Source organism: Bacillus sp. FSL K6-1012, assembly GCF_037964915.1.
GTDB classification, from domain to species: domain Bacteria; phylum Bacillota; class Bacilli; order Bacillales; family Bacillaceae; genus Bacillus; species Bacillus halotolerans.
The window spans coordinates 2071188-2095794 of record NZ_CP150175.1 but is presented as its reverse complement, the minus strand read 5'-3'; the positions used below and the strand labels follow the sequence as shown (position 1 = coordinate 2095794).

Annotated in this window: 19 protein-coding genes and 2 pseudogenes; 13 read left to right on the top strand and 8 right to left on the bottom strand. The window is 43.7% G+C overall.

Annotated features, from left to right (window positions below):
* Positions 1–5 precede the first annotated feature (5 nt).
* The 7 genes from NSS75_RS10755 to NSS75_RS10725 all read left to right on the top strand — a co-directional run bounded on the left by NSS75_RS10755 (position 6) and on the right by NSS75_RS10725 (position 7871).
* The gene (locus tag NSS75_RS10755; protein ID WP_339237496.1) at positions 6–1655 is read left to right on the top strand and encodes an AMP-binding protein; all 1650 of its coding nucleotides are present in this window, start codon (positions 6–8) and stop codon (positions 1653–1655) included.
* Between the two features lie 13 nt (positions 1656–1668).
* Positions 1669–3003, top strand: a complete 1335-nt coding sequence (locus NSS75_RS10750; protein WP_268497866.1) for an acetyl-CoA carboxylase biotin carboxylase subunit — start codon at positions 1669–1671, stop codon at positions 3001–3003.
* A 14-nt stretch (positions 3004–3017) separates the two neighbouring features.
* The gene (locus tag NSS75_RS10745; protein ID WP_024121611.1) at positions 3018–3239 is read left to right on the top strand and encodes an acetyl-CoA carboxylase biotin carboxyl carrier protein subunit; all 222 of its coding nucleotides are present in this window, start codon (positions 3018–3020) and stop codon (positions 3237–3239) included.
* Between the two features lie 15 nt (positions 3240–3254).
* A complete protein-coding gene (gene ldeG, locus NSS75_RS10740; RefSeq protein ID WP_268497863.1) occupies positions 3255–4157 on the top strand; it encodes a hydroxymethylglutaryl-CoA lyase in 903 nt (300 codons plus the stop codon).
* A gap of 16 nt (positions 4158–4173) precedes the next feature.
* Complete coding sequence (locus tag NSS75_RS10735; protein WP_095713935.1) at positions 4174–4956, top strand: enoyl-CoA hydratase; 783 nt, start codon at positions 4174–4176, stop codon at positions 4954–4956.
* A 19-nt stretch (positions 4957–4975) separates the two neighbouring features.
* Positions 4976–6505: an acyl-CoA carboxylase subunit beta gene (locus tag NSS75_RS10730; RefSeq protein ID WP_339237491.1), complete on the top strand. Its 1530-nt coding sequence runs from the start codon at positions 4976–4978 to the stop codon at positions 6503–6505.
* A gap of 166 nt (positions 6506–6671) precedes the next feature.
* Positions 6672–7871 carry a DHH family phosphoesterase gene (locus NSS75_RS10725; RefSeq protein ID WP_095713933.1) on the top strand — a complete coding sequence of 400 codons (1200 nt, stop codon included), beginning with the start codon at positions 6672–6674 and terminating at the stop codon, positions 7869–7871.
* Between the two features lie 47 nt (positions 7872–7918).
* On the opposite strand, the gene NSS75_RS10720 is transcribed toward NSS75_RS10725, so the two are convergent.
* From NSS75_RS10720 to NSS75_RS10710, 3 genes and pseudogenes are all read right to left on the bottom strand, one after another.
* On the bottom strand, positions 7919–8515 hold the full coding sequence (locus NSS75_RS10720) for a DedA family protein (protein WP_106021636.1): 597 nt from the start codon (positions 8513–8515) through the stop codon (positions 7919–7921).
* 72 nt (positions 8516–8587) lie between these two features.
* A pseudogene (locus NSS75_RS10715) lies at positions 8588–9365 on the bottom strand (UTP--glucose-1-phosphate uridylyltransferase).
* 6 nt (positions 9366–9371) lie between these two features.
* On the bottom strand, positions 9372–9830 hold the full coding sequence (locus NSS75_RS10710) for a GtrA family protein (RefSeq protein WP_339237487.1): 459 nt from the start codon (positions 9828–9830) through the stop codon (positions 9372–9374).
* Between the two features lie 216 nt (positions 9831–10046).
* On the opposite strand from NSS75_RS10710, the pseudogene NSS75_RS10705 reads away from it, so the two are divergent.
* The 4 genes and pseudogenes from NSS75_RS10705 to NSS75_RS10690 all read left to right on the top strand — a co-directional run.
* Positions 10047–10196 (top strand): annotated as a pseudogene (locus tag NSS75_RS10705) (6-carboxyhexanoate--CoA ligase); the annotation flags it as partial.
* A 525-nt stretch (positions 10197–10721) separates the two neighbouring features.
* Positions 10722–12260: an alpha-L-arabinofuranosidase gene (gene xynD, locus NSS75_RS10700; RefSeq protein ID WP_339237484.1), complete on the top strand. Its 1539-nt coding sequence runs from the start codon at positions 10722–10724 to the stop codon at positions 12258–12260.
* A gap of 173 nt (positions 12261–12433) precedes the next feature.
* Complete coding sequence (locus tag NSS75_RS10695; protein ID WP_024121601.1) at positions 12434–13705, top strand: glycoside hydrolase family 30 beta sandwich domain-containing protein; 1272 nt, start codon at positions 12434–12436, stop codon at positions 13703–13705.
* A 390-nt stretch (positions 13706–14095) separates the two neighbouring features.
* Entirely contained in the window at positions 14096–15241 is a 1146-nt protein-coding gene (locus NSS75_RS10690; RefSeq protein ID WP_339237481.1) for a choline esterase, read from the top strand.
* 398 nt (positions 15242–15639) lie between these two features.
* Here NSS75_RS10690 and NSS75_RS10685 read toward each other — a convergent pair whose 3' ends face one another.
* The 3 genes from NSS75_RS10685 to NSS75_RS10675 form a co-directional block, all read right to left on the bottom strand.
* On the bottom strand, positions 15640–15900 hold the full coding sequence (locus NSS75_RS10685) for a YnfE family protein (RefSeq protein ID WP_103671509.1): 261 nt from the start codon (positions 15898–15900) through the stop codon (positions 15640–15642).
* 76 nt (positions 15901–15976) lie between these two features.
* Entirely contained in the window at positions 15977–17476 is a 1500-nt protein-coding gene (locus NSS75_RS10680) for a cellulase family glycosylhydrolase (protein WP_024121598.1), read from the bottom strand.
* Positions 17477–17808: 332 nt separating this feature from the next.
* Entirely contained in the window at positions 17809–19206 is a 1398-nt protein-coding gene (locus tag NSS75_RS10675; RefSeq protein WP_024121597.1) for an alanine/glycine:cation symporter family protein, read from the bottom strand.
* 457 nt (positions 19207–19663) lie between these two features.
* Between NSS75_RS10675 and NSS75_RS10670 the strand changes: the two genes are divergently transcribed.
* A complete protein-coding gene (locus NSS75_RS10670; RefSeq protein ID WP_044155717.1) occupies positions 19664–20014 on the top strand; it encodes a hypothetical protein in 351 nt (116 codons plus the stop codon).
* Positions 20015–20038: 24 nt separating this feature from the next.
* A complete protein-coding gene (locus NSS75_RS10665; protein ID WP_010334426.1) occupies positions 20039–20164 on the top strand; it encodes a hypothetical protein in 126 nt (41 codons plus the stop codon).
* 50 nt (positions 20165–20214) lie between these two features.
* Here the strand turns inward: NSS75_RS10665 and parC are convergent, their stop codons facing one another.
* Positions 20215–22632 (bottom strand): DNA topoisomerase IV subunit A, encoded by a 2418-nt coding sequence (parC, locus tag NSS75_RS10660; protein ID WP_268544089.1) that lies wholly within the window; start codon positions 22630–22632, stop codon positions 20215–20217.
* A 3-nt stretch (positions 22633–22635) separates the two neighbouring features.
* Positions 22636–24603, bottom strand: a complete 1968-nt coding sequence (gene parE / locus NSS75_RS10655; protein WP_095713928.1) for a DNA topoisomerase IV subunit B — start codon at positions 24601–24603, stop codon at positions 22636–22638.
* Positions 24604–24607 lie beyond the last annotated feature (4 nt).

The following is a 24607-nucleotide window of genomic DNA, read 5'->3' as shown; positions in this document are numbered from 1 at the left end:
GACACATGTCTGAACTCATCCATTGCACAATCGGCAGGCTGCTGGAACAAACGGCAGCAGCCTATCCTGATCAAGAAGCGGTTGTCTATCCCGACCGGAATCTCCGCTATACGTACGCGCAATTCAACAGGCTGTGCCGCCAAACCGCTAAAGGGCTCATGGGGATGGGAATTAGAAAGGGAGACCATGTGGCCATATGGGCCTCGAATATACCGGAATGGCTTGCTGCTCAATTCGCCACCGCAAAAATCGGGGCCGTGCTCGTTACCGTAAATACAAATTACCAATCCCAAGAGCTTGATTACTTGCTGAGACAATCAGATGCGGATGCACTTATCGTCATGGATTCATATCGCGGCACTTCTTATACAGAGATCCTGAACAGCTTAATTCCCGAGCTGAAGGAAGCAGAGCCCGGGCAGCTGCAATCAGAACGCTATCCGTGTTTAAAAACATTGATTTATATCGGTGAAAAACGTTTACCTGGTATGTATCATTGGGACGATACAGAGATGTTGGCACAAACAGTGTCAGATGCCGAGCTGGAAGCAAGAATGAGCAGCCTTGAAAAAGATGATGTCATTAACATGCAATACACGTCAGGAACGACAGGATTTCCTAAAGGAGTGATGCTGACTCATTTTAATGTCATCAACAACGCCGCAAATATCGCTGAATGTATGAAATTAACCTCATCTGACCGCATGTGCATTCCGGTTCCGTTTTTCCATTGCTTCGGCTGCGTGCTTGGCGTTTTGGCATGTGTGTCCGTCGGAGCAGCCATGGTACCTGTTGTAGAATTTGAACCTGCTACAGTCCTTACAACGGTTGAAAACGAGACATGCACAGCACTGCACGGTGTACCGACGATGTTTATCGCGGAGCTTCATCTTCAAGATTTTGATTCTTATGATCTGTCATCGTTGCGAACAGGCATCATGGCAGGATCATCCTGTCCGAGTGAGGTGATGAAAGCTGTCATTGAAAAAATGGGCATGACAGACATCACAATCGCCTACGGACAAACGGAAGCTTCGCCGGTGATCACACAAACAAGAGCTAATGATTCCTTCCAAAGAAGAGTGGAAACAACCGGCCGAGCCTTGCCTGAGGTCGAAGTGAAAATTGTGGAGCCCGGCACGTTTAATGAGGTTCAAAGAGGCGTACAGGGAGAGCTTTGCACCCGCGGGTATCATGTGATGAAGGGCTATTATAAAGACGAAGAAGCTACGCAAAAGGCAATCAACCCAGAAGGATGGCTCTTTACCGGTGATCTCGCTGTGATGGATGAAGACGGATACTGCCGCGTCACCGGGAGATTAAAAGACATGCTCATCAGAGGCGGTGAAAACGTTTATCCGAGAGAAATAGAAGAATTTTTATACCGCCATCCTAATATTTTAGATGTACAGGTAGTTGGTGTGCCTGACGAAAAATACGGGGAGGAGGCAGCTGCCTGGATTAAGCTGAAAGAGGGAAAAACAGCTTCATCCGAAGAGCTGAAAACCTATTGCAAAGGGAAAATCGCCCACCACAAAATTCCGCTTTATTTCATCTTTACAGACGAGTATCCTATGACGGCCTCAGGCAAAATTCAAAAATACAAGCTTCGTGAAAAAACGATTCAGCTGTTTCACTTACCATCAAGTCAATGAGGGGTGATTTCATTTGTTTACAAAAGTGCTGATTGCCAATCGCGGAGAAATCGCAATGAGAATCATACGTACGTGCAGCCGCCTTGGGATCAAAACGGCAGCGGTATATTCTGAAGCAGACAGAGATGCGCTCCATACAAAGGCAGCAACAGAGGCTTATTATATCGGAGAATCGAGAGTCAGTGAGAGCTATTTAAATATTGAGAGAATCATAGAGACGGCGAAAAAGGCAAATGCCGACGCCATCCATCCGGGATATGGATTATTGTCAGAAAACAGCCGTTTCGCGCAACGCTGCAAAGAAGAAAACATTGTGTTTATCGGTCCTTCACCCGCTGTGATTGCCAAAATGGGAAGTAAGATTGAAGCACGAAAGGCAATGGAGGAGGCAGGTGTTCCTGTAGTGCCAGGTGTTTCCGAAACCCTTGGAGATATTCAGGCAGCCTGCCTCGCCGCGAGTGAAATCGGCTACCCCGTTATGCTGAAAGCTTCAGCAGGGGGAGGAGGCATCGGAATGCAGCTCGTTCCTGACGAAGAAGCATTGATAAAGGCGTATGAAGGAAACAAAAAACGAGCAGCAGATTTTTTCGGAGACGGGTCCATGTATATAGAAAAGGTGATTGAACACGCCCGCCACATCGAAATTCAAATTCTTGCCGATCACCATGGGCATGCCGTGCATCTGTTTGAACGTGATTGTTCTGTCCAGAGGCGCCACCAAAAGGTCATTGAAGAAGCCCCATCTCCATTTGTTGATGATGAGCTGAGAATGAAGATAGGAGAAACGGCAGTGAAAGCAGCCAAAGCGATTGGCTATGCCAATGCGGGAACGATCGAATTTTTAGTCGATGAAAATAAAAACTTTTATTTTCTGGAAATGAATACGAGATTGCAGGTAGAACATCCCGTGACTGAAGAAATTACAGGTTTAGATTTAGTTGAGCAGCAATTAAGGGTTGCGGAGGGACAGACTCTCAGATTCGCTCAGCAGGACATAAAACGAAACGGGCATGCCATAGAGGTCAGAATATATGCGGAAGATCCGAAAACCTTCTATCCGTCACCGGGAACAATCACCGCTTTTTCTCTCCCGGAACAATATGGAGTCCGACACGAATGTGCAGTAACAACAGGGAGCGCAGTTACGCCTTTTTACGATCCGATGATCGCCAAAATGATCGTCAAAGGCCAAAACAGAGAGGAAGCGATTGAGAGGCTAAAGGAGGCACTCCGTGACTATCGGATAGAAGGGATCAAAACGAATATTCCGCTTCTCTTACAGGCTGCTTCATCAGAAGCATTCAAAAAAGGAGACGTCACAACTGATTTTTTGAAAAACAACTTATAAAGGAGGCAGCTGTCATGACGATACACATTCAAATGGCAGGGAACCTGTGGAAGGTGCATGTCAAAGCCGGAGACCACGTTGAAAAAGGCCAGGAAGTCGCCATTTTAGAATCAATGAAAATGGAAATCCCGATTGTTGCAGAGAGAAGCGGAACAGTCAAAGAAGTGAAAAAAAAGGAAGGTGATTTCGTGAATGAAGGTGATGTGCTGCTCGAACTGAACGATCCAACTCAATAATCGGGGAGGCTTACCATGTCCTATCCTAAAAAAGTCATGTTAAGAGAAGTCGGCCCGCGGGACGGCTTGCAAAACGAACCGGTGTGGCTTGCAACAGAAGACAAAATCGCTTGGATCAACCAGCTTTCCCAGACAGGACTCTCCTATATCGAAATAACATCCTTCGTTCATCCAAAATGGATTCCCGCGCTTCGAGATGCTCTAGATGTGGCAAAAGGCATCAGCCGGGTAAAAGGCATCACGTACGCAGCACTTGTCCCTAATCAAATGGGACTGGAGAATGCGCTGGAAGGGGGTATTGACGAAGCTTCTGTCTTTATGTCCGCAAGCGAAACACACAACGTAAAAAACATCAACAAATCCACTGCTGACACTCTCCAAGTTCTCAAACAAGTAACAGACGACGCAAAAAAAGCAAATCTTACAGTAAGAGCCTATCTCTCCACAGTTTTCGGCTGTCCGTATGAAAAACATGTACCGATCGAACAAGTGATTCGCCTGGCAGAATCTTTATTTGAATTCGGAATTTCTGAACTATCGCTTGGAGATACGATCGGCGCGGCAAATCCTGTACAGGTTGAAATCGTACTTGAAGCGCTTTTGAAACGATTCCCGGCAAGCCAGCTCGCACTCCACTTTCATGATACAAGGGGAACGGCTCTCGCCAACATTCTCACCGCTCTGCAAATGGGCATCACCACATTTGACGGCTCAACGGGCGGGCTTGGCGGCTGCCCATATGCTCCAGGTTCATCGGGAAATGCTGCGACAGAAGATATCGTGTATATGCTTGATCAAATGGGAATCGAAACAAACGTAAAGCTCGCCAAGTTACTTCCAGCAGCCAAATGGATCGAGGAGAAAATCGGGAAACATCTTCCGAGCCAAAATTTACAGGTGTATAAATCATCTTTATAAAAGAAAGGAAATACCAATGGGAGAATCTATTCTTTTCACCGCAAAAACAGAACACATTGCTGTTATCACCCTTAACAGGCCCCATGCGGCAAATGCCCTTTCGGCAGAAATACTTAGAGACCTGCAATCCATTCTCCAAGAAATCGAATTCAACAAGAAAATCCGCTGCGTCATCCTGACAGGCGCCGGTGAAAAAGCGTTCTGTGCGGGAGCAGACTTGAAAGAAAGAATAAAAATGAAACAAGATCAGGTTCTCAAAAGTGTATCCTTCATTCACAGAACCGCTGCTTTACTCGAAGCCTTGCCGCAGCCGGTGATAGCAGCCATAAACGGAAGTGCTTTAGGAGGCGGGCTTGAATTGGCATTGGCATGCGACATCCGAATAGCAGCCGAGAACGCTACGTTAGGCCTTCCGGAAACGGCTTTAGCTATTATCCCAGGCGCAGGAGGGACACAAAGACTTCCACGTCTGATCGGCAGAGGAAAAGCAAAAGAACTCATTTATACAGGCAGACGCATAACCGCACATGAAGCCAAAGAGATAAACCTTGTAGAGCATGTTACGGCTTCTTGTGAGCTTATGGCGAAAGCAGGGGAACTGGCAGAAGCCATTTCAGCTAACGGACCAATTGCCGTCCGCCAGGCTAAATTCGCGATCAATAAAGGATTGGAAACAAACCTTGCAACGGGATTATCAATTGAACAAAAAGCATATGAACACACGATCCCGACAAAGGACAGGACAGAGGGACTTCAAGCCTTTCAAGAAAAAAGACGTGCCGTATACACGGGAGAATAAAGATCGGAGGGAATGCCTTATGGATTATGAAAAAGAACGAACAGAACGGGCGGAAAGGATACAAAAAGGCGGAGCGGAGAAGTATCATCGCAGCAACCAAGAAAAAGGCAAGCTCTTTGTTAGAGAGCGGCTTGCCCTTTTATTTGATGATGACATCGAGCTTGAGGACGCTTTTTTTGCAGAATGTATGTCAGACGGGCTTCCCGCCGACGGAGTCGTAACCGCCATTGGTAAAATCGGCGGCCAATCCGTCTGCGCCATGGCAAATGATTCTACAGTGAAAGCAGGCTCCTGGGGAGCAAAAACAGTCGAAAAAATCATCAGAATACAAGAAACAGCAGAAAAATTAAACTGTCCGCTCATTTATTTAGTCGATTCGGCAGGCGCCAGAATCACCGACCAGATCAATGTATTTCCGGGCAGAAGAGGCGCAGGGAGAATTTTTTACAATCAGGTCAAATTGTCAGGGCGCATTCCCCAAATCTGCCTTCTATTCGGCCCGTCCGCAGCTGGGGGTGCGTATATTCCTGCCTTCTGCGATATTGTCGTCATGGTAGACGGTAACGCATCCATGTATTTAGGCTCGCCGCGGATGGCAGAAATGGTGATCGGTGAAAAGGTGTCACTTGAAGAGATGGGAGGCGCCCGCATGCATTGTTCAGTTTCCGGCTGCGGAGATATTCTCGCAGAAACTGAACAAGAAGCCGTTCACTTGGCACGCTCATATTTATCTTACTTTCCGGCAAATTATAAAGAAAAAGCGCCTGTACAAGAAAAACGGCCGCCAAAGCCCTTTGACATACCGCTTTCCGACGTTATTCCGCAAAACCAAAATGCACCTTTTAATATGTTTGAGCTGATCGATCGTGTAATAGATGAAGGCTCTTTTTTTGAAATCAAAGCTTTATTCGCACCGGAAATCATTACAGGTCTTGCGAGGATTCACGGACAGCCTGTCGGAATTATCGCGAATCAGCCAAAAGTAAAAGGCGGTGTCTTATTCCACGATTCAGCGGACAAAGCCGCTAAATTTATCACATTATGCGACGCCTTTCATATTCCTTTGCTGTTCTTAGCGGACATTCCCGGCTTTATGATCGGCACAAAGGTAGAACAGGCCGGAATTATCCGCCATGGAGCCAAAATGATTTCAGCGATGTCAGAAGCAACCGTCCCCAAGCTTTCTGTGATCGTGAGAAAAGCCTATGGAGCGGGATTATATGCTATGGCCGGACCGGCTTTCGAACCGGATTGCTGCATAGCGCTTCCAACCGCACAAATCGCCGTAATGGGCCCTGAAGCAGCCGTAAACGCTGTCTATGCCAAAAAAATCTCCGAGCTGCCGAAAGAAGAGAAGGCTCAATTTATCAGCAGCAAACGCGAGGAGTACAAAGAGGACATCAATATATACCGCTTGGCTTCAGAGATGATCATTGACGCGGTAATCCCAGCCAATTCATTGCGCGAGGAATTGCACAAACGGCTTATGGCGTACATGACAAAGGAAGTGACATTCACCAATCGAAAACATCCGGTCTATCCAGTTTAAAAGGAAGTACCAGGAGCGTGATAAGCGCTCTTTTTATTGTTTTAGATAATTTTATTATGTAAACTAATCAACTGTGCATAAAACCCTCTGTTTTTTACAATAGTAAATAAAGGCTGCCGCACACCTATAGCGGCAATCTCCAGTATGATAAAAAGGGGCCTTTATTATGTACCATTTATATTCACATAACGACTTGGACGGAGTAGGGTGCGGGATCGTTGCGAAATTGGCTTTCGGGAAAGAAGTTGAGGTCCGTTATAACTCTGTCAACGGCTTAAATGCTCAAGTCCAATACTTCTTAGAAAAAGCAAAAGAGAGCAGCAGACACGATGCCTTATTTATCACGGATCTTGCTGTCAATGAAGAAAATGAAAAGAGGCTGAACGAGTATGTCCATGCGGGCGGAAAAGTGAAACTGATTGACCACCATAAAACAGCCCTTCATTTGAATGAGCATGAGTGGGGATTTGTCCAGGTGGAATACGATGACGGACGTCTTGCATCGGCCACATCTCTTTTATACGACTATCTTGTCCAAAATGATCTGATGAAGCCGACAAACGCCTTAGATCAATTTACAGAGCTCATCCGCCAATACGACACTTGGGAATGGGAGCAGTACGATCAAAAACAGGCAAAGCGGCTCAATGACCTTTTCTTTTTGCTTTCAATCGATGAATTTGAACAAAAAATGATTCAGCGGCTTTCTGCCCATGACGAATTCTTCTTTGATGAATTTGAAGTGAAACTGCTTGATTTAGAAGAAGAGAAAATCGAGCGCTACCTTCGCAGGAAAAAAAGAGAAATGGTGCAAACCTTTGTTCACGAACACTGTGTAGGTATCGTTCACGCAGAATCGTACCATTCTGAACTCGGAAACAGACTTGGAAAAGACAATCCGCATCTTGATTACATTGCCATTTTAAGCATGGGATCAAAACGAGCCAGCTTGCGCACCATTCATGATTACATTGATGTTTCAGAAGTAGCAGGCCGGTACGGAGGCGGTGGGCATGCGAAGGCTTCAGGCTGTTCCATAACGGACGAAGTATACGATTTGTTTGTAGCTGAAGCATTCCGAATGGAACCGGTCCGCCCAGATGCATTCCGTAATTTCTATAATCTGAAAGGGTCGGCAAACGGCTCATTATACGAAAATCGCGAACAAATGAGATTCTTCCTGTTTCCTTCGGACAACGCATGGAACATTCAAATTAACGGGGAGACACAGGACGAAACCTTCGCGGCTTTTGAGGAAGCAGAATGGTTTATTAAAAGGAATTACGCGGCATCTCTTGTACGGGATGAAGTGTTTGTCGCATTTTTAGCGGAACATATGAAGCTTTCAAATCATCATCGAAAATAACAAAAAAATATGCATAGGGGAGAGTCCTCCCTATGCATATCCATTAGCTATCGTTTAAAAATGGCTGTGCGTTTTTTTATGACAAAATAAAGTGCAATGACCACTATAGCCAGTATCATAATCGGTGTTGTATAAGTGCCCGCAATGTTCTCAACGTCATCCCACTGGCTTCCGAGCTGAATGCCTAAATAAACAAACAGGATAGACCACGGAATGATAGCAAGTACAGTCAGTACCACAAATTTGAGAAACGGCATTTTGGCAATGCCTGCGGGAATTGATATCGCATGTCTGACAACCGGTATAAAACGTGCCGAGAAGACAACCCCCGTACCGTACTTTTGAAACCAGTTTTCTGACATGTCAATGTGATGCTTTTTAATCAATAAGTACTTCCCGTATTTGTCCAAAAACGGCCTTCCGCCATAGCGTCCGATCCAATAAATAAAGATCTGGGCAATGGTGCCCCCGATAACCCCCGCAATGATGGCGCCGATAAATCCAATCGTGCCTTCCGATACCATATAGCCGCCATAGGCCAATACAATTTCACTCGGTATGATTTCGATCATCAAACCAATTGCAATGCCCGCATATCCCATATTCGTCAGCCAAGTTAAAATTTCGCTTATCAAACTGCTCACATTCTTCACAACCTGTCCTTATCTTTTTCACTATTATATGACTGATTGACGAGCAAGATGGTTACAAATTTTTTATCGCAGCACTTCTTTTGTTTCCCGTTTGAGCACTTCTTCTAAATAAGCTAAAAGCTGAGATCTCATTTCAGGACGCATTAAGCCGATTTCGGTGCTTGCTTTAAAACAGCCCAATTTATCGCCAATGTCATATCGTTTTCCTTCCAGAAGCCGCTCGTCCCATCACTGCAGTTTCGGAAGGGGCTTCTTCCGGAGACGGTTTTTCAACTAAATCGTTCACTTCATACACATGGCCTTGAGAGCCTGATGTCTGAATAATGCCATATTTGCTGACATCCTCAGGGAGAACAGACTGTACGCCGACAACCTCTGTGCCATAATCGGCGTATACATCCATTAATTGCCGAAGAGCCGGCTTTTCAGACACCATAATATCATCGCCTAATAGAACGGCAAAAGACTCATCTCCGATAAAATGCTCCGCACACAGCACCGCATGACCTAAGCCGAGCGGTTCTTTCTGGCGGATATAATGAATATTGGCCAAATCGGCAATCTGCTGTATTTCCTTAAGCGTCTCCGTCTTGCCTTTTTCCCGCAGATTGAATTCCAATTCCGCCGACCGGTCAAAATGATCTTCAATCGAGCGTTTGTTTCTCCCTGTAATAATCAGTATATCCTCAATTCCTGACTCTACGGCCTCTTCTACAATGTATTGAATTGCTGGTTTGTCTACAATCGGGAGCATTTCTTTCGGCTGCGCCTTTGTCGCCGGCAGAAATCTCGTTCCTAAACCCGCTGCGGGAATAACCGCTTTTCTCACTTTTTTTCTCATTCATCTTCACTCCTGATCCTGTATGTTTTTCAGCGAATCTCCAAATACCCAGATTCGGTTTCCGATAAAATTCATCATCATTCCGCCGATAGTGGCGGCGAACTTACTCACCAAAAGCGAACAGCCGCCTTTTTGAAATAAATATAGCAGCAAAAAGGTGATCCCCGACGCGGCAATATTAATCATGAGAAAGCGCACGATCTCTTTTCCGTCAGCCTTACGTTTTACACGAAACGTCCAATTCCGGTTCCACACATAGCTGTTGATGATACCTGCCGAATAGGAGCAGATCTGTGCTAGCAGATAAGGGACATGACAAGCGGTGAGAAGAAAGAAGACACCAAAATCTATCAGCGTATTGCCGACGCCCACGGTGCAAAAACGGCCTAATGTTTTTATTTTTTCTCTCAACATAACGGCACCCGGTTTTGACCTCCCTTCATAAAAAATGCAGATGGCTGTCACATTTGTTGATATGGATTACTTTAGAGGACAGTGTTGAATAAACAATTATATGAACAAAACATGAAAAAATAATGAGGCCTTGCAGATTCATTAAGTTAATAGTTTGATCGTGCAGGTTGACATATTTTACGAGGAACACTAATATCCTGCACAAGTGTTAACCTTTAATGAGTTTAGTTAACATTCATTCTCAAGGTTAGAAAGGAGGGGAATATGATGCAGGAAGAAACATATTACAGCGTCAGAATGAGAGCTTTCCAGGACGCCCCCTATGAACAAGGCGGAGAACGGGTCATCACTTACAGCGGTTTACAGGAAGGGGTGAATGGCTTATTACATAAAGGCTTCTCGCACTCGAGAGGGACAGCGACAAAGCAAAAGGCATCACAGGTCAGGCCGTAGTTATGGACGGCGGGTATACCGCAATAGTTCTTGTACTCTAAAAAAAACAGCCGCTCTGAACGGCTGTTTTTTTGCGCCTGAAAACCTTTTAAGACTGATTTTCCCACCTTATATATTCAATGAATAAATGTATCCAGTTTCTTTGTAAAACCGAACAATAATTCCTCCGAAAGTATTCTATACACATTTATTATAATCATGCTAGGATGTTAGATAAAGGGATATTTTGTATAATATTGCATCTCTATTCAATGTGATCGGAGGGAACTCTTGAAAAATCCTGCCTTTTTATTTCCTGCCAGAAGCATGCATCGGCAAGCTGTGGTACGTGTCATCAGGATGGCGGAGAAAAAGGGGGGCTAAATATACCTTATTTGAATGTCAGTGCGCTTTTTCACCGTTCGATGATACGATCAGCATCCGATTTATGTGTCCTTCATGACCTGTGTGATCACCCCCCATTTTTAGAAAAAAGGAGGATGTTAAGTCATGAGTAAAAAGTGTAGCGTATGTTTATGGGTTCTTGCTTTATTATTGAGTTGCTTATTTGGGGAGTCTGCGTATGCAGCCAGTACTACAATTGCAAAACATGCAGGGAATTCAAACCCCCTTATAGACCATCATTTGGGAGCAGATCCGTTTGCGCTGACCTATAACGGAAGAGTCTACATCTATATGTCAAGTGATGACTATGAATATAATAGCAACGGAACGATTAAGGATAACTCATTTGCCAATTTGAATAGAGTATTCGTCATCTCTTCAGCGGATATGGTGAACTGGACAGACCACGGAGCCATTCCGGTAGCAGGTGCCAACGGGGCTAATGGCGGCCGGGGGATTGCGAAATGGGCAGGTGCGTCCTGGGCCCCGTCAGTCGCAGTTAAAAAGATAAATGGTAAGGATAAATTCTTCCTTTATTTCGCAAACAGCGGCGGAGGTATCGGGGTTCTCACCGCAGACAGCCCGATTGGCCCATGGACCGACCCAATCGGAAAAGCGCTCGTAACGCCAAGTACGCCAGGAATGTCCGGTGTTGTATGGCTTTTTGATCCGGCAGTATTTGTAGATGATGACGGCACCGGTTACCTGTATGCCGGGGGAGGCGTTCCTGGCGGTTCAAATCCAACGCAGGGACAATGGGCCAATCCTAAAACAGCAAGAGTCATGAAATTGGGGCCTGATATGACCAGTGTTGTTGGAAGTGCAGCTACAATTGATGCGCCTTTTATGTTTGAAGATTCGGGAATGCATAAGCATAACGGTAAATATTACTATTCCTATTGCATCAATTTCGGGGGCACGCACCCGGCCGATAAACCCCCAGGTGAGATCGGCTATATGACCAGCTCAAGTCCCATGGGTCCCTTTACATATAGAGGGCACTTCCTGAAAAATCCGGGAGCATTTTTCGGAGGTGGCGGAAACAACCATCATGCTGTTTTCAATTTAAAAAATGAGTGGTATGTGGTGTACCATGCTCAAACTGTCAGTTCCGCTCTGTTCGGGGCCGGCAAAGGATACCGTTCTCCCCATATTAATAAGCTGGCGCATAATGCAGATGGATCCATTCAAGAGGTTGCGGCAAATTATGCAGGCGTAACACAGCTTTCCAATTTGAATCCATTTAACCGGGTAGAAGCTGAAACGTTTGCCTGGAACGGACGCATTTTGACCGAGAAATCCTCAGCACTCGGCGGGCCGGTAAATAATCAAAATGTAACAAGCATTCATAACGGAGACTGGATTGCTGTAGGAAATACAGACTTCGGGGCTGGCGGTGCAAGAACGTTTAAAGCAAATGTAGCATCCACTATAGGCGGAAAGATAGAAGTGCGTCTAGACAGTGCAAACGGTAAGCTTGCAGGAACCCTGAATGTACCTTCCACAGGCGGAGCGCAAACTTGGAGAGAAATAGAAACTGCGGTAAGCGGGGCAACCGGTGTGCACAAAGTATTCTTTGTATTTACCGGAACAGGTACAGGAAACTTGTTTAATTTTGATTACTGGCAGTTTACGCAAAGATAGCACCGTAATGGCTCCGCTTAAGAAACGAGAAGGGTGCAGAACTGACCAACGCCGGAGCAGCCCCCATTATGGATATAAGGAGAAGTTTGATATACAACCTTTTGTTTGCAATATAAAAGAAGACAGATCAGATTCTTCTAATACCGTAAAAGACATATGAAGGAGAGGAAAAAATGATTTCAAGCGTAAAAAAACCAATTTGTGTATTATTGGTATGTTTCACTATGCTGTCAGTCATGTTAGCCGGGCCAGGTGCTACTGAAGTTTTAGCAGCAAGTGATGTAACAATTAATTTATCTGCAGAAAAACAAGTGATCCGCGGTTTTGGAGGCATGAACCACCCGGCTTGGATTGGAGATTTGACAGCAGCTCAAAGAGAAACCGCTTTTGGCAATGGACAGAATCAGTTAGGTTTTTCAATCTTAAGAATTCATGTGGATGAAAATAGAAATAATTGGTACAGAGAAGTGGAGACTGCAAAGAGTGCGATCAAACATGGAGCAATCGTTTTTGCTTCTCCCTGGAATCCTCCAAGCGATATGGTTGAGACCTTCAATCGTAATGGTGACACATCAGCTAAACGGCTAAGATACGATAAGTACGCCGCATACGCGCAGCATCTTAACGATTTTGTTACCTACATGAAGAATAATGGCGTGAATCTTTATGCGATTTCTGTTCAAAACGAGCCTGATTATGCACACGAATGGACGTGGTGGACTCCGCAAGAAATACTTCGTTTCATGAGAGAAAATGCCGGTTCCATTAATGCACGTGTCATTGCACCAGAATCTTTTCAGTACTTTAAAAATATATCGGACCCCATTTTGAACGATCCACAGGCGCTTAGGAATATGGATATTCTCGGAACTCACCTGTACGGTACTCAGGTCAGTCAGTTTCCTTATCCTCTATTCAAACAAAAAGGAGCAGGGAAAGAGCTATGGATGACGGAAGTATACTATCCAAACAGTGACAACAATTCAGCGGATCGCTGGCCCGAGGCATTAGGCGTTTCAGAGCATATTCACCATTCAATGGTGGAGGGAGATTTTCAATCTTATGTTTGGTGGTACATCCGCAGATCTTACGGTCCTATGAAAGAAGACGGTACGATCAGCAAACGCGGTTACAATATGGCTCATTTCTCGAAGTTTGTGCGTCCCGGCTATGTAAGGGTTGATGCAACGAAAAATCCTAATGCGAACGTTTACGTGTCAGCCTATAAAGGTGACAACAAGGTCGTTATTGTTGCCATTAACAAAAGCAATACAGGGGTCAACCAAAACTTTGTGTTGCAGAATGGATCTGCTTCTCAGGTATCTAGGTGGATAACAAGCGGAAGCAGCAATCTTCAACCTGGAACGAACCTCAATGTAACGGGCAATCATTTTTGGGCCCATCTTCCAGCTCAAAGCGTGACAACATTTGTCGCAAATCGTTAAGGGGACCTCAGGCAAGCGGGCCCGCGGACATGTTTTGCCAAAAATCCATATAGCAAAACCAGGGAAGAGGAAGAAACTAGAGGAAGAAATTATATATTTAATTTGATGGGTTTTTTTGAATTTTTGGTAATACAATTCTGTTTCTGAAAATGACAGAGTTGTATTACCCTTTATTCGCTCATTAACATGAAAAGAAGCAGCAAGTTTGGAAATAATTATTGGGAATTATATAGTCCTTAACTAAAAAGGAATGTTCGCTTGTTCAGTGATCTAGAATACGATTTTTGGGTTCTTGTTGAAACAGACCCTAAAACAGTTTTGAAAAGCGCTTATAGCGCAATGTATGTATTTCACATTCGCCACTTTTATTAATGAAGGGGGAACAAGAAAGTGAAAACTTATGACGCATTTCCAGAACCAATTGGCGGCTATGCTGTCGGTCGAACCCAGATGGATGTTGAGTACACGGCATCAGATCACTCAAAAAGAGAACTGACGGCGTTTGTGTATTATCCATCTGACAGCAGCGAAGGGAAGACTACATCAACGTACATGTTTTCTGAAGTCTATGAGATGCTTAATGATCAGCCACTTGTCACTGAGTATCTTAAAAAGAAGGATTTTTTCTCTATCGATATCAAGACCCAGTGTTACGACGACCTTGCTCTCTCCGGGAAGGAAAAGCGCTATCCGGTGTTATTCTATGTTTGCGGCGGGGGCGGTTCTCCAGAATGGGGTACAGTGATCTGTACAGACTTGGCAAGCATGGGATATGTTGTGGTAAGCATCGGCCATCAGAATAGCACGATGTATAAGCGTAAAGATGGGCGCCTGTTTAATGTTTCAAAGGATTTTTCGGATGTCATTATGGCGTTTTCTGAAGATCCGGAGATGCTGGCGTTGGCTGGTAAGATGGAGATGCGGCCTGACGATGAAACTGCCATTGAGATGTGCCATAACGTGCTTACACTGCCGATACTTGCCAAGTTAACAGAGTATAGTGAATTACAGGCAGAAGATGTAAGGTATGTAGCCGATTATCTTTACAAATTGGACTCTGGAGAGCTGAATTCCATCTTTAAGGGCAGATTGTTGCTTGACATCGGCATGGGCATAGTCGGACATTCTTATGGAGGGCCTACGACGGCGATTGTTTGCCGGGACGACGACCGGTTCGCCTGCGGGATTGGCTTGGATAGCGGTGCGTTCGGCCTTCTCGACAGCGACCTTAAGAAACCCTTTTTGCTACTGTTTTGTGAATCTAACTATAACATGAATGCGATAATTGGCGCTAACAATAGCATGGAAACCTATTATTTCTCTGTTGATCGTGTTGCGCATTTAGATTACTGCGACATCGTGTTTACCAGTGTTAATGAGAAACTCAGAGGCGAACGGGATGCTATAGAGATGCGAAATCTTGTTACAGACTATACGAAGAACTTTTTTGATCATTACATACTGCAGAAGGCTGCAAGTGTGGAGAGTCTGGCATACGATGGCGTGGACTTGATCAAGAAGACCAGCAACAAGTGACATAACCGAATTGGGCATTGGAAGCGGCAAAACAATTAAAAAAATCAACTGACGAAATAGATTATTATTACAAGCTCAAGGGTGCAATGATTTGTCAAATTTCATTGCACCTAAACAATTATTGTTTTCGCGAGCTACTTTAAAGTTTTTTTCTTATACAGATAATAATCCTGGCATAAAAGAGGCTGAACAACAATGGTGTGGATTTACGACTTATTTTAGTTAACATAATATATATTCTAGGAAGTAATTAATTTCAAAGAAATTCTGTCTCAATAACAAAGTATACTTAAGTTAGTGAGACAGAATAAGAAAATTACTTGCAGGTTGGCCAATTTCGATTGCTTTTCATTTCAAGTGTCAAATGCCTGAGCTTCAGCAAGTCTTATTAAGAAACTTTAAAATGGCGAAGTCAATCCATAATATACGGCTTCCAGCTCTTCCAATGTCATATCACCGTATGCGCATTTGATCACCGAATCAGCAAACTCATCATAATCATAATCGCTGGTAAAGCCTTGCTGCAGAAGTTTTTCGTAGGCTTCAATCTGTTCTTTTTGGTTTTGGATATCTTTTTCCTTTCCTGGATAGTCCGGTTCGTTAACCAAGTCGCTGTTTTGTTTGAACAGCAACATATACTGTTTCAATGTTTCGTCCACAGCTTGCACCTCCTTGGTCTGCCGCTGATTAGATAATGAAAACGGACACCAATTGTGATGTCCGTCAAAACAGTCACTATTTGGGTTCAGTTCCCCAAATCAGTTTTCCGTTATTATATAATGTGATTTTTTTTGTATCTTTAAACGTATTCGACTGGAAAAAAGAATAATCCCCGGCTTGTGAATAATTGCTCCAGTCCTCATTGTGAAGACGAATTTGAATTTCTCCGGTGCTTGCTCCCGGTGACAGCGTCCCGTTTCTAAACCCAAGTTCCAGATAGGCATCTGCACCTTTTACAGGTTTATGTAATGTCACAAACTTGTGCGTCACATTGCTGCATCCGATCTTCGCGTAATCACAGTCGAAGTTTTGGCCTTTGTTTTTCGTGTTATACCAGTAGCGGACAGTTACATTTTTTAAGTTAACGGTGGTCTTGCTGTTGTTTTTCACATTGATCTGAGGACGGATTTGGTTGCTGTTCACACTTCCATCCCCTGTTCTGTATTGCACAGAGATGCTGTTTTCCTGTGCGGGTTTCTCTTGCTTTGGCGTCTCAGATCTGTCTTCACTCGAATTTTGGGAGCCGCGGATGTTTTCTCTTACAAATGTCCCTGAAGCGGATAAATCTGATAACGGCCAGCCGCCTGTTTTAGATGCCCCCGGCTTTAAAGCTGAGGATGATTCCTGCTTATCAGAAAGGTTCCAGTTTACCCAGCTGATTTTCTTGCTGTCGAGATAATTCAGCCATTCCCTCGACTGGTCAAGGTATACCCCTCCATTTCCGGAAGCGTCACTCGTCCCCCATTCCGTTACAAAAATCGGAGCTCCTTTGCTGAGCGCATAGTCCGCTTTATCCCTTAAAAACTGGCCGTGTGTACCGGCATAAAAATGAAGCGCGTACATGACGTTTGCATCCTTAAGCTGATCATCCGCAGCATCGTTGACATCCTGGCTCCAAGTGCCTGTTCCGGTAATAATGATGTTATCCGGGTCATTTTTACGGATAACGGAAATCACTTCTTCCGCATACGGTTTGATATCGCGCTTCCAATTTACATCACCGTTCGGTTCATTAGCAATTTCATATATAACGTTTGGTGAGCTTCCGTAAAGGCTTGACATTTCCTTAAAGAATTCTTTTGCCTTCTCTTTATTTTGATTTGGATTGCCATCATTTAAAATATGCCAGTCAATGATGACATATATTCCGAGCTCTTTTGCCGCTTCAACAGCTTCTTTGACTTTATTTTTCACAGACGGATTCTCTATATAACCGCCGTCAGCCGTGTACATTGCCGCCCGGAAGACGGTAATTCCCCAATCGTCTCTTAGCCATTTTAAAGTGTCTTTATTGACATAATCGCCGAACCACTGCAAACCGTGTGAGCTGATTCCTTTTAGCTGCACCGGTTTTCCGTTTTGATTGACTAGCTGAGTACCTTTAATGCTAAGCTGGCCATTAAGGGCTACAGGCGTTTTCGCCCCTGCTGCAGATGCTTCTGGTGCCGCGACACCGCTAATTGTTAATACTGTCATTAATAAACATGCGATAAAGATAGAGACTGAACGTTTCATATAGCATTCTCTCCTCCTTCAAATAATCATGTAAAACGTATGCCTAATAGCTGCCGCTCTCCCTCCCTTTCTTTTTTAAAACACGCACTCATTGTAAAAATCTTTCTCATGATTGTCTATCAACCTAATTTCTTGTTTTTAGGCGGCTTAAAAGCCTGTCTATTGACTCTTTTTGTGTTGCTTCCTATACAGCTGACACGTGTATATCAGGGATAAAAGTGTTTGATCAGGACTTTACACGTTATTTTTTGATGAAATCAAAAGATTCCGCTTTTTTCCGGCAAATAAAAAGCTGCATTCAAGTCATTGAATGCAGCCGTATTCTTTATAAATTATGCTTCTTGTTTCTCATCTTCCCAAGTTTCAGCGTGTTTCAATCCTGGGATATTTTTTGCTTTAAACACAGGATCAAGTCCTTGTTTGCGCTGTTTCGCGTAATCTTTATAGACTTTGTATGCTACATTTGACAGCAGTGTGATCACAACTAAGTTAATCAGCGCCATGAGCCCCATAAAGAGATCCGCCATGTCCCAAACAAGTTGAAAGTCTGCCATACATCCGTAAACAACCATAAAAATAACCGCGATACGGTAAATATTCAGCCATAGCTTGCTAGTTTTAATAAATTCAATATTTGTCTCACCATAATAATAGTTTCCGACAACTGAACTGAATGCAAACAAGAACATTGCGATGGCTATAAAAGTCGGCGTCCAGCTTCCAATATGGTGATTTAATGCAGCCTGTGTTACTTGAATACCGTCACCTTTTGGCGTTACGCTGTAAAGTAATACGATAAACGCAGTAGATGTACAGACAATAAATGTATCGAAAAATACACCCAATGTCTGAATAAGACCCTGTTTTGCCGGGTGCGAAACATGAGCTGTCGCAGCTGCATTCGGCGCGCTTCCCATTCCTGCTTCGTTAGTGAATAGTCCCCGTTTTGCGCCGGTTATAATGATGCCTCCTAAACCGCCGCCGACAATTTGTTCGAAGCCGAAAGCGTTCTTGACAATTGTTGCGATAATTCCTGGGAATGCAGAAATGTTAGTAATCACTACATATAAAGCAATAAGAATATAAATGCCTGCCATTACCGGAACAATTAATTGTGATACCGCCACAATACGTTTTAAACCGCCAAAAATAATAAACGCAGTTAAAACAGCAAGAATGATGGCTACTGCTGTTTTATTCACATGAAAAGCGCCATCTAAGGCACCCGCTATTGTGTTAGTTTGAACAGCGTTAAAGATTAAACCGAACGATACAGTAATTAAAACAGCGAATACAATGCCGAGCCATCTAGCTCCAAGACCCTTTTGGATATAGTAGGCCGGTCCGCCGCGGAAATCCTCCCCGTCTCTCACCTTATAAAGCTGCGCTAACGTACTCTCAACAAAGCTTGAAGCCATCCCTACAGCAGCTACAACCCACATCCAAAATACAGCTCCTGGTCCGCCTGTCGCAATTGCTAAGGCCACACCAGTCAAATTTCCTGTACCAACTCGGGATGCCGCAGAAATAAAGAACGCCTGCATAGATGAAACGCCTTTATTTCCTTCAGGCTTCTCACCTACTATTCTAAACATTTCAATAAAATATCGGAATTGGATAAAACCAAAACGAATTGTAAAAAATAATCCAAGCCCTACTAAAATATAGACTAAATAATCCCAAATAAAGGCACTTGGAATATTAATCATTTTGCTGAAAAAAGACTCCATACTTACCTCCCGTTTTTGCAATTCATGCTGAATTCATTTTTGATGTTAGTTTTTTTAACACAACGAGTATTATTATATCACAATATGTCGAATTAGAAAGTTTTTTCGGAAGAATATTATGTTAGTTTGATTTTTTATTTTCTATGAATAAACTCATTAGAAATCAATAAAAAGAGTCTCCCTTTCTATTCATTCTCCGCTTGTTTCTCCCTAACCTTAGGGTGTATATCGTGATAATGTTTGAGCTGCAAACATATCTTTAAAATATGTTTTGAATCACACCCTAGATCGGGTATACATATACTAATAAAAGACATTTCACTTTAAAAAGGAACTGAAACGATATATACTTAACAAAGTGAATTTTATTTTTAAATTTAATAAATCAGGTTTACTTTTAAGATGGTCTGGGGTATCATTATAAAAATATTCAGTAATATCGAAGGGGGGAGATCATTTGAAAAAAGTAACGATACTTAAAGCGTCCATCTTATTTTTGGCGATTGCCAGTTTTCATTTGTTCTCAATTCCCCACGCCTTTGATATTGGCCATCATTATAAAGCGGTAGCCGACCAGCAGGAAATGCATGAGATGAAAGCTGGCCAAAATGCAGATGATGAAAAGAAATCCATCACCGGAGCTTTTGCGCTGACTGCCTTCTCAATGGCTGTGCTGCTGATGACCGCGGAAAACAAAGATATATGTTACTCCCGGAGACGGCAGCGAAGAAAAAGCTTTATACTGGCCAAATTTTATCAATCGTCTTATTTCGACAAACTTCATGTTCAACATCACCCGAATATATAACGAAAATATGAGGAGGCTGTTAACATGTTGTTTATCTTAAGAATGGTGATTTTAGGCTTGTTCTCTTTCACAGCGCTGAACTTATTTGTATGGCAAGGTATTGAAGTCATTCATGCCGTGACAGACTTATTCACCAGCCATGAAAGCTGATGAAAAACAAAATATACCCGCTCACGATATGTGGGCGGGTTTTTTAATGATTATTCAGTTGTAAGACGCCAGACAGCTGTGACCTTGCCTGATTCTTCTTCATCAATAAAGAATGAACCATTGCTGTATCTGTCGTTTGTTCGCAGCTCTTTAGCCTGCAGTTCTTTTCTGTCCCCTTTTTCCGTTTCTGCCATAAACCATTCATCTAGTCCGCACGCGAACAGCGAAACGACACGATGCGGATTTTTCTTCAGTTCACGCAGCATAACGACTCCCCGTTTTGCACGGGAGGTCTTTTCAAACTCAGAAAGACTCATACGTTTGACCGCTCCCCGCTGTGTAAACAATACGAGAGAATCAGACTCATTCAGAATTTCTCCTGACACGACAAAGTCTCCATCTTTCAAGTTAATTCCTTTAACGCCAGCTGCACGTGCGCCCACAACATTTACTTCATCTTCTCCAAACCATAGGCCATATCCGAGATGTGTCGCCATCAAGATCTGACTGTCACCATTTGTCACATGTACATCAATCAGCTCGTCTTCACCCTTTAGATTTAACGCCACAAGTGCTTTAGAATAACGCTGTGCTTTGTAATGGGTGAGTTCTGTCTTTTTCACCATGCCGTTTTTCGTGAAGAATAAAAGATAAGCAGATGGATCAAACTCTTTTATCGGTATGGCCTTTACAATCGTTTCGTCACGTTCAATCGTGATTATGTTAGAAAAGTGCTGGCCCATGTCCTTCCATCTGATATCAGGCAGCTGGTGAACCGGACAATAGATATAGCTTCCCTTATTCGTGAACAGCAGCAGCACATCTGTCGTATTCATTTCAAACTGGTGCAGCATCCTGTCTGTGTCCTTCATTCCAAAATCCTGTCCGTTTGAAGCGGCAAAGGAACGCTGGCTTGTGCGCTTTAAGTAGCCATCTTTTGTAACGGTCACGTATACATCCTCAGAGGCAACCATGACTTCAAGATTAATTTTGATTTCCTCAATTTTTTCTTCAATGACAGAGCGTCTCGTGTCCGCATATTTCTTTTTCAGCGCTTTTAAGCTGTTTGTAATGACCTTTAACAGCTTTTTATCATTGCTCAAAATCGATTCAAGCTCTTCAATATTTTTGCTGAGCTCTTCAGCCTCTTCCTTGAGCGCTGTGATATCGGTATTTGTTAAACGATATAGCTGCAAGGACACGATAGCTTCAGCCTGAGGCTCAGTGAATTCATATTTCGCCATTAAATTGTTTTTGGCGTCACGTTTATCGCTAGAGGAGCGAATCGTTGCGATAACTTCATCCAAGATCGATAAAGCCTTCATAAGACCTTCTACAATGTGATGTCTGTCTTTTGCTTTTTGAAGCTCGTAAACGGATCGGTTTGTGACAACTTCTTTTTGGTGGCCGATGTATGCATCTAAAATAGCTGGCAGACTCATCAGCATTGGACGGCGGTTGTGGATCGCCACCATATTAAAGTTATACGTAATCTGTAAATCAGTATTTTTATATAAGTAATTCAAAATGCCCTTGGCATCTGCTTCTTTCTTTAGTTCTACGACCACTCTAAGGCCGGTTCGGTCTGTTTCGTCTCGAACCTCGGAGATGCCCTCAACCTTTTTATCAATACGGTACTCGTCCATTTTTTTCACAAGGTTGGCTTTATTGACTTCAAACGGAATTTCTGTAATCACAATTTGCTCACGTCCGCCTCTGATCGTTTCGATCTCAGCTTTTCCGCGGATAATAATTTTCCCTTTTCCGGTTTCGTAGGCTTTTCTAATGCCATCAACGCCCTGGATAATTCCGCCTGTCGGAAAGTCAGGCCCTTTGATCACTTCCATGAGATCGTCTACAGAGCATGACGGCATTTGAATGCGTTTAATAACAGCATCAATGACCTCTCCTAAATGATGAGGCGGTATATCAGTCGCGTATCCTGCAGATATACCGGTAGATCCGTTGACCAGCAAGTTAGGGAACATAGCCGGAAGTACAACAGGCTCCTTGCTTGTATCATCAAAGTTTGGGACAAATTCAACAGTATTTTTGTCAATATCCCGCAGAAGCTCTGATGCAATCGAAGACAACTTCGCTTCTGTGTAACGCATGGCCGCCGGAGGATCTCCATCTATACTTCCGTTATTCCCGTGCATTTCAATTAATACATTCCGCACTTTCCAATCCTGGCTCATCCGCACCATTGCTTCATACACCGAACTGTCACCGTGCGGATGGTAGTTACCGATGACATTACCGACCGTTTTGGCCGCTTTTCTGAAATTTTTATCAAATGTGTTTCCGTCCGTATGCATCGCATACAGAATTCTGCGCTGTACGGGCTTTAAACCGTCGCGCGCATCAGGAAGCGCCCTGTCTTGAATAATATATTTACTATAGCGTCCAAAACGGTCGCCGATCACCTCTTCTAATGGTAAATCATGAAATAATTCTGGCTGTGACAATCATTAAACCTCCTCAGCGACCGATAAGTTTTCATTTTCTAAAATATTGCTTTCTTCGTCTAAGCCGAAAGCTACGTTTTTCTCAATCCACTTTCTGCGCGGCTCTACTTTATCGCCCATCAATGTCGTCACGCGTCTCTCAACACGTGCCGCGTCGTCAATTTTGACTCTTACAAGCGTACGGGATTCCGGATTCATCGTCGTTTCCCACAGCTGATCTGCGTTCATCTCACCAAGACCCTTGTATCGCTGGATTGTATAGCCCTTGCCGACTTTTTTCAGTACATCATCCATCTCTTCATCAGACCATGCATATTCAATGATTTCTTTTTTCCCGCTGCCTTTGCTGACCTTATATAAAGGAGGCAGTGCAATAAATACCTTTCCATTCTCAATGAGCGGCTTCATATAGCGATAGAAAAAGGTTAAAAGCAGTACTTGAATATGAGCGCCGTCAGTATCGGCATCCGTCATAATGATGATTTTATCGTAGTTAATGTCGTCGACTGAAAAATCAGCCCCGACACCACCGCCGATGGCATGAATGATCGTATTAATCTCTTCGTTTTTAAAGATATCAGCAAGCTTTGCTTTTTCCGTGTTAATGACTTTACCGCGCAATGGCAGAACCGCTTGGAATCTGCGGTCTCTTCCCTGCTTTGCTGAACCACCCGCAGAGTCACCCTCAACGAGATACAATTCATTTTTTGCCGGATTTCTCGAACCCGCAGGTGTCAGCTTACCGCTTAATGTCGCTTCTGATTTTTTTCGTTTTTTGCCGCTTCTGGCTTCTTCCCGGGCTTTACGTGCCGCTTCTCGCGCCTGGCTCGCCTTTATTGCTTTTTTCACAAGAAGAGTAGCGGTGTCCCGATTTTCCTCTAAAAAGTAAGCAAGCTGTTCTGATACGATTGCGTCTACAGCAGATCTTGCTTCGCTTGTGCCGAGTTTTCCTTTTGTTTGTCCTTCAAATTGAAGAAGTTCTTCAGGAATACGGACAGAGATTATAGCTGAAAGCCCTTCCCTTATATCTGTGCCTTCAAGGTTTTTATCCTTTTCTTTCAGCAAAGCCACTTTTCTCGCATATTCATTAAAGGCTCTCGTCATCGCTGTCTTTGCACCTGACTCATGAGTACCGCCGTCTTTTGTTCTGACGTTGTTAACAAACGACAGGATATTTTCTGAATAGCCGTCGTTAAACTGAAACGCAAAATCCACTTCGATGGAATGATGCTCTCCTTCAAATGAGACCACTTCAGACAGAGCATCTTTTTCCTCATTTAAGTAAGCAACAAACGCTTCTATTCCGTTCTCATAATAAAAGACTTCACGCTGGCCGTTCCGCTCGTCAATCAGTTCAATTTTTAATCCTTTTAATAAAAACGCTGATTCCCGTAAGCGTTCAGAAAGCGTTTCAAAATTATAAGTTGTTGTGCTGAACATTGTCGGATCAGGCTTAAAGTGAGTAAGTGTGCCTGTCTTTTTCGTTTTGCCAATCTTTTCGAGAGATGTGACCGGTTTACCTCCGTTTTCAAAACGCTGCTGATAGACGAAGCCGTCCCGCTCAATCGTAACCGTTAGCCATTCAGATAAAGCATTCACGACAGATGCGCCGACGCCGTGAAGCCCTCCGCTTGTCTTATAACCGCCTTGACCGAATTTTCCGCCTGCGTGAAGCACCGTTAAAATGACCTCAGGGGTTGGTTTGCCGAGTTTATGCATTCCAGTCGGCATGCCGCGGCCTCTATCCTGTACAGAAATACTGTTGTCTTTATGTATTTTAACGATAATGTGATCTCCATGGCCGGCAAGTACCTCATCGACGGAGTTATCTACAATTTCATAAACCAAGTGATGCAAGCCTCTCGCGTCGGTTGAGCCAATATACATACCCGGCCTTTTCCTTACGGCTTCAAGGCCTTCCAGCACCTGTATGGCATCTTCGTTGTAATCAAATTGCTGTTTTCTAGCCAAACGT